At 69.7% G+C, this 6,170-nt stretch carries 6 protein-coding genes and 2 tRNA genes; 4 read left to right on the plus strand and 4 right to left on the minus strand.

What is annotated here, in order from left to right; translation table 11 throughout:
* Positions 1 to 33: 33 nt before the first annotated feature.
* The 3 genes from ACLML9_RS27235 to ACLML9_RS27245 form a co-directional block, all read right to left on the minus strand.
* Positions 34 to 106: transfer RNA gene (locus ACLML9_RS27235), tRNA-Arg, on the minus strand.
* 36 nt (positions 107 to 142) lie between these two features.
* Positions 143 to 232 (minus strand) — tRNA-Ser (locus tag ACLML9_RS27240).
* A 92-nt stretch (positions 233 to 324) separates the two neighbouring features.
* Positions 325 to 1,059: a dienelactone hydrolase family protein gene (locus tag ACLML9_RS27245; RefSeq protein WP_411948189.1), complete on the minus strand. Its 735-nt coding sequence runs from the start codon at positions 1,057 to 1,059 to the stop codon at positions 325 to 327.
* Positions 1,060 to 1,153: 94 nt separating this feature from the next.
* On the opposite strand from ACLML9_RS27245, the gene hisC reads away from it, so the two are divergent.
* The gene (hisC, locus tag ACLML9_RS27250) at positions 1,154 to 2,239 is read left to right on the plus strand and encodes a histidinol-phosphate transaminase (RefSeq protein ID WP_411948190.1); all 1,086 of its coding nucleotides are present in this window, start codon (positions 1,154 to 1,156) and stop codon (positions 2,237 to 2,239) included.
* Here the strand turns inward: hisC and ACLML9_RS27255 are convergent.
* Positions 2,236 to 3,312 carry an alpha/beta hydrolase gene (locus tag ACLML9_RS27255; protein WP_411948191.1) on the minus strand — a complete coding sequence of 359 codons (1,077 nt, stop codon included), beginning with the start codon at positions 3,310 to 3,312 and terminating at the stop codon, positions 2,236 to 2,238. The two genes, hisC and ACLML9_RS27255, sit on opposite strands and share 4 nt — an antisense overlap.
* Positions 3,313 to 3,579: 267 nt before the next feature.
* On the opposite strand from ACLML9_RS27255, the gene ACLML9_RS27260 reads away from it, so the two are divergent.
* From ACLML9_RS27260 to ACLML9_RS27270, 3 genes are read left to right on the plus strand one after another with little or no spacing between them, the layout of a single operon-like run.
* Positions 3,580 to 4,713: a DNA cytosine methyltransferase gene (locus ACLML9_RS27260; protein WP_411948194.1), complete on the plus strand. Its 1,134-nt coding sequence runs from the start codon at positions 3,580 to 3,582 to the stop codon at positions 4,711 to 4,713.
* The gene (locus tag ACLML9_RS27265) at positions 4,710 to 5,174 is read left to right on the plus strand and encodes a very short patch repair endonuclease (protein ID WP_411948192.1); all 465 of its coding nucleotides are present in this window, start codon (positions 4,710 to 4,712) and stop codon (positions 5,172 to 5,174) included. The genes ACLML9_RS27260 and ACLML9_RS27265 overlap by 4 nt, the downstream gene beginning before the upstream one ends.
* 28 nt (positions 5,175 to 5,202) lie before the next feature.
* Positions 5,203 to 5,922 (plus strand): maleylpyruvate isomerase family mycothiol-dependent enzyme, encoded by a 720-nt coding sequence (locus ACLML9_RS27270; protein ID WP_411948193.1) that lies wholly within the window; start codon positions 5,203 to 5,205, stop codon positions 5,920 to 5,922.
* Positions 5,923 to 6,170 lie beyond the last annotated feature (248 nt).

Genomic DNA, 6,170 nt, shown 5'->3' on the forward strand with positions numbered 1-6,170 from the left:
CCCGGGAAACCGGGCGACAACTGAATACGCGTACGCGCCCGAAGGGATTCGAACCCCTAACCTTCTGATCCGTAGTCAGATGCTCTATCCGTTGAGCTACGGGCGCGTACGCGTATTCAGTTGTCGCCCGGTTTCCCGGGCGTGGCGGAGGCGAGAGGATTTGAACCTCCGGTCCCCGTGAAGGGACAACTCATTAGCAGTGAGTCCCATTCGGCCGCTCTGGCACGCCTCCTGGAGCCTTCTCTTCGAGGGCGCCGGTCCTTTCGGACCGCCGAGCAGAAAGGCTACCCGAGCCTGTATGAAAACTGCAAAACGGCTGGTCGATCAGCGTAAGTGGCTGTCGAACCAGTCGAAAATACGGGTTCGGGAGTCGACCAGGTCGTCGCCGTCCTCACCGCCCGGGTGGTCGGCGCGGTGGAGCTGACCGGGGTAGGTGACCACGAGGCTGGCGGTGGCGGCGGTGGCGGCGGCATCGCGGAGGGCGTCGATGTCGTCGGCGGATATCTCCGCCTCGGCGCCGAACAGGCCCAGCCACGGGGCCTGCAGGCGTGGTGCGGCCACCACCAGTGCTTCGGCTTGTTCGGTGATGGGTGTGGAGATGCCGGTGGCGCCGACGCTCACCGCGGCGCCGACGGGTCGGTTGGTGGCGACGAGGAAGGTCGCGGTGCCGGCGGTGTCGAAACCGAGCACGCCGATGCAGTCCGGGAAGACACCGCGGTGGGTGAGCCAGTCGAAGCAGGCATCGAAATCCTCGAACAGTTCGTCGCCGTACACCCCGGACGACGACGCGGTGGCGCGGTGGAACAGGTTCGGTGCGACGACCAGCCACCCCTCGCCCGCGAGTGCGCGCATGAACTCCAGCAACGATCCGGTGAACTCCCGGGCCTCGTGCAACAGGACGATTCCGCCGCGGGCGTAACCGTCCGGTTCGATGACGGTGATGGGCACATGTTCGTCGGCTTTCGGGCTGGTGACAGCCCCTGTCGGCTCTTGGTCGCGTCCGTTCGCTTCCGGTTCGCCGCGCCGCAGCAGCGCGATATCGTCATAAGTGCCCGACATGTTCCCAGCGTAGGGCGATATCCCGGGACCGGGGAGAATTAGCGGTTGAGCAGCCCGAACGTGGCTCGATCGAGACCGGAACTAAGCTCGTTACGTGACCGCGCACATTCGGCCGGACCTCGATTCCATTCCGGCATACGTTCCCGGCCGCAGCCATCCCGGCGCGGTCAAACTGGCGAGCAACGAGACCACCATCGGTCCGCTGCCCGCCGCGAGCAAAGCCATCGCCGAGGCGGTGGAACTGGCCAACCGTTACCCGGACAATCAGTCCGGCGAACTGCGAGCGGCGCTGGCACAGTTCCTCGGCGTCGAGCCGGCGAATATCGCGGTCGGTTGCGGGAGTGTGGCGCTGTGCCAGGAGCTGGTCCAGATCACCTGCGCGGGCCCGGCCGACGAGGTGCTGTACGCGTGGCGTTCGTTCGAGGCGTATCCGATCATCACCCAGGTCGGCAACGCGACCGCGGTGACCGTGCCGCTGCGCGATCATGTGCACGATCTGGACGCGCTGGCCGCCGCCGTCACCGAGCGGACCCGGCTGGTGTTCGTATGCAACCCGAACAATCCGACCGGCACCGCCGTAGGCCGGGCGGAACTGGAGCGGTTCCTGGACCGGATGCCCGGCAATGTCCTGATCGCTCTGGACGAGGCGTACTACGAGTACCTGAGGATGACGCCCGGTGATCATCCCGACGGGGTCGAGCTGGCCCGGAACCGGCCGAATGTGGTTGTGCTGCGGACCTTCTCGAAGGCCTACGGGCTGGCGGGGCTGCGGGTCGGGTACGCGGTGGGCGCGCCGGAGGTAATCGCGGCGCTGTTGAAGGTGCACATCCCGTTCAGCGTGAGCCGGGTCGCGCAGGCCGCGGCCATCGCCTCGCTGGAAGCGCGCCACGAACTGCTGGACCGCACGGAGGCGGTGATCGCCGAACGCGACCGGATGCGTACCGCGCTGCTGGCGGCGGGCTACCGGGTGCCGGTGAGCGAATCGAACTTCCTGTGGATCACGCTGGACGACGCGACCACCGAATTCGCGGAGGCGAGCGCGGCGGCGGGTGTGCTGATCCGGCCCTTCGCCGGTGAGGGCGTCCGGGTGACCGCGGGTGATCCGCACGAGAACGAGCTGTTCCTGCGTTTCGCGACCGATCCGGAGACCGCGGCCCGCTTCGCCGCCGGGGGTGCTTAACCGGCGGTTCGGTCGAGTCCGAGCCCGCCGGCGATGGTAGGCCAGGAGGTGACCAGTTCGTCTGCCCAGTACGGCCACGAGTGGGTGCCGGTCGGGCGGAAATCGGCCGTGTAGGTGATGCCCAGGGTGTCGAGGCGCTGGGCCAGGCGGCGGGTGCAGAAATCGGTGGCGGCCTCCAGTGGGCCGCCCATCACCACGCTGGTGGGGGTTTCCGGGTTGGTGAGGGTGTCGTGGACACCGGGGCGGCCGCTACCTACCGACAGGTAGAGCGCTTTGCCACGCAGCGCGGCGGCGTGCAGGGTCACATCGTGGGCGAGCCAGGCCGGATCGTCGGGGGCGCCGAACATGTTCTCCGGATCGCCCTTGTAGGTGGAGACGACCACGCGGGCCTGGGCCTGGCCGAGGTCGGTGCCGGTCGAGAAGCACCCGCTGTGCGCGCCGACCGCCGCGTACAGGTCGGGTTTGCGGGTGGCGAGCATCATCGCGGCCTCGGCGCCCATGGAGGTGCCGATCACGGCATTGCGGCCGTTCCCGGAGAATTGGGCGTCCAATAGCGGGGGCAGTTCCTCGGTGAGGAAGGTCTCCCATTTGTTGACGCCGAGCACCGGGTCGGGGCGCTGCCAGTCGGTGTAGAAACTGGCGGGCCCGCCGACGGTGAACACCACATTGACCGGTTTGTCGGCGAAGAACCGGGCGGCGTTGCCGCGGTCGAGCCAGTTGTTGCTGTCCGGCTGGGTGCTGCGGCCGTCGAGCATGTAGACGGTGGGGCGCGGTGTGCTCCGGTCGGTGGGCAGCAGCACCAGCACCTGCACTGTGCGGTGCATGGCCGGTGAATCGACGAATACCCGCATCAGCCGGTCGTTCACCGGTTCGGTGCCAACGATCGCGGCATGCGGCGCCGGGACCGGTTCGGCTTTCTCCACCGGGCCGGGGTCCTCGGCCGAACCCGTATCGGGCCGCGCGGGCGCGGTGTGCAGCGGTTCGGGGACGGCCGCCGCGGCGCCGGGCAGGATCGCACCGGACAGGGCGAAAGCGCCCGACACCACGGTGGCCAGACCGACACGCAACTTCATGGCGCCCATCCTGCCAGACCGCCGGGCCCGGACCGCGAATCCGAAACCACCAGTGATAAACCCCTGAACAGGGTTTTCTATGGCGTTGTCGCTGAGTAACTCTCGATCGGCCATTGTCGACTCGCGGGGTGGGCACATATGTGACGGTGGCGTATCTCACGGCTGCCCGGCCGGTCGCCCGTGACCGGTGAAGCCGCCGGAATCCGCGGAGTAACCTCCCTTCCGGAGCCGGACCGGATGGAGAGGAACTTCGTGACGGGCGCGCGGATGGTGGGGCTTTTCGCCGGGATCGGAGGACTCGAACTCGGGCTGTCGGCGCACGGATGGCAGTCGACGTTGCTCTGTGAAATCGACCCGGGCGCACAGGCGGTGCTGGCGAGCCGCTTTCCCGACGCCGAAGTGCATACCGATATCACCCGTTTACGTGCGCTGCCGCCGGATACCGAACTGGTCGCCGCGGGTTTTCCGTGCCAGGACCTGTCGCAGGCGGGCCGCACCGCGGGTATCACCGGAACCCGATCGAGTCTGGTCGACCATGTGTTCCGGCTGGTCCGGCGCAAACGCGGGCCGCGCTGGCTGCTCATCGAGAACGTGCCGTTCATGCTGCAACTCGGGCGCGGGGCCGCCATGCGTCATATCACCACGGCCCTGGACGAACTCGGCTACACCTGGGCCTACCGGGTGGTGGACGCGCGGGCGTTCGGTCTGCCGCAGCGGCGCAACCGGGTGATCATGCTCGCCTCGCGTACCGAGGATCCGCGCACGGTGCTGTTCGCCGACGACGCCGGCCCGCGGCTGCTGGGTTCTCCGGAACACGACCCGTGCGGTTTCTACTGGACCGAGGGTGTACGTGGCCTGGGCTGGGTGGTCAACGCTGTCCCGACCTTGAAGGGCGGCTCGGGTCTGGGTATCGCCAGCCCGCCGGCGGTGCGGCTGCCGTCCGGGGAGATCGTCACGCCGGGCATCACCGACGGAGAGCGGTTGCAGGGCTTCGCGCCCGGCTGGACCGAACCGGCGCTGGACGCGCCGGGGTTCCGGCCGGGGCAGCGCTGGAAACTGGTGGGCAATGCGGTGAGTGTGCGGATGGCGGCCTGGGTCGGCTCCCGGTTGCGTACTCCGGCCGAGCCGATTCCGGGACATATCCCGCTGCCGCCGGGCAGTCCGTGGCCGGGCGCGGCGTGGGGGCGGGCCGGAGCGGCGTTCGAGGTGCCGATCTCACCGTGGCCCGTGCACGATCCCTACGAGGACCTGCGCTTCTTCCTCACCGATACACAGTTGCTGTCGGCGCGGGCCACCGCCGGTTTCCTGCGCCGCACCGGGATGGGGTCGCTGCGTTTCCCGGCCGGATTCCTCGACGATGTGCAGGCCCATCTGGATCGGATGGGAGGCTGGGCGGCATGACCGGCGACCCGTCCGGCGCCGGCTCGTGGCGCCCGCCGACCGACGCGGCGACCAGCGCGCGGATGTCGCGGCAGCGGCGCGCGCACACCGCCCCCGAACTGGCTCTGCGCCGCGAACTGCACCGGCGGGGCCTGCGCTATTTCGTGGACCGCGCGCCGATCCGGGGGCAGCGGCGCCGCGCGGATGTGGTGTTCCCGCGCCGGCGGATCGCGGTCTATGTGGACGGCTGCTTCTGGCACCGCTGTCCCGACCACGCCACCGACCCGAAGAACAATGCCGCCTGGTGGGCGGAGAAACTGGCCGGCAATGTCGCACGGGATCGGGCCACCGACACGGCATTGCGTGCGGCGGGCTGGCAGGTCGTCCGGATCTGGGAACACGAGGATCCGGTGCGGGCCGCCGACCGGGTGCAGGCCGCCCTGGGCGCCGATCCGCCGGGCCCGGAAACCGCTGGGACATAGACGTAGCCCGGAAGTAGTGTCGTCAGGCGTGCCCAGCGATTTCATCGAACTGCTCACCGCGCGGACGCAGGCGGTCACCGACGCCACCCGTGCGCTGCTCGCCACCGTCGACACTCTGGACGACGCGGCGGTCGCCGCCCCCTCCGCGCTCCCGGGCTGGTCCCGCGGCCATGTCCTGACCCATCTGTCCCGCAATGCCGACAGCCTGGTCAACCTGCTGCTCTGGGCGCACACCGGGGTGGAGACGCCGCAGTACGCCAGTGCGGCGCTGCGGGACTCCGATATCGAGGCGGGTGCGCCGCGCCCGCTCGCCGAACAACGGGCCGATCTGGTGGAGTCGGCCGATCGGCTGACCGGGATGGCCGGGGTGCTCTCCGCCGAACAGTGGCGGGTGGAGGTCCGGACCAGGCAGGGCACCCCGATCGAGGCGACCCGGATCCCGTGGATGCGGTGGCAGGAGGTGCTGATCCACCACCTGGATCTGGACGCCGGCTACACCCATACGCACTGGCCGGCCGATTTCGTGGCCGAACTGCTCGCCGAGGCCGCCGTCGACCTGGGCGGGCGCGCGGGGGTGCGGCCCTTCGCCGTCGATGCGACCGATACGGGTTTCACGGCGATCATCGGGGCGGGGGAACCGGAGCAGGTCGTGGCGGGGCCGGCGTCGGCCCTGCTGGCCTGGCTGCTGGGACGTGGCGCGGACCGCGCGCTGCCGCGGCCGCTGCCGGAGCTGCCTGCTTGGCGCTGAGCGGGTCTGTCCGCCCGGCGCTGCCGGAGCTGCCCGCTGACGCTGAGCGGTCTGCCCGCCCGGCGCTGCCGGGACTGTCCGCCTGGGGCTGAGCGGGACTGCATGCCCGGCTCGGAACTGCCCGCTCGGCGCTGAGTGGAGTTGCCCGCCCGGCTCGAAACTGTCTCCGGACGCTGAGCGGACTGTCTCCGGGTGTCGAGTGACAGCCCGGAAAAGGAAACGGCCGGCGTCCGCAGCGGACGCCGGCC

Source organism: Nocardia sp. NPDC002869 (assembly GCF_046764065.1).
Taxonomy (GTDB): Bacteria; Actinomycetota; Actinomycetes; order Mycobacteriales; family Mycobacteriaceae; genus Nocardia; species Nocardia rhamnosiphila.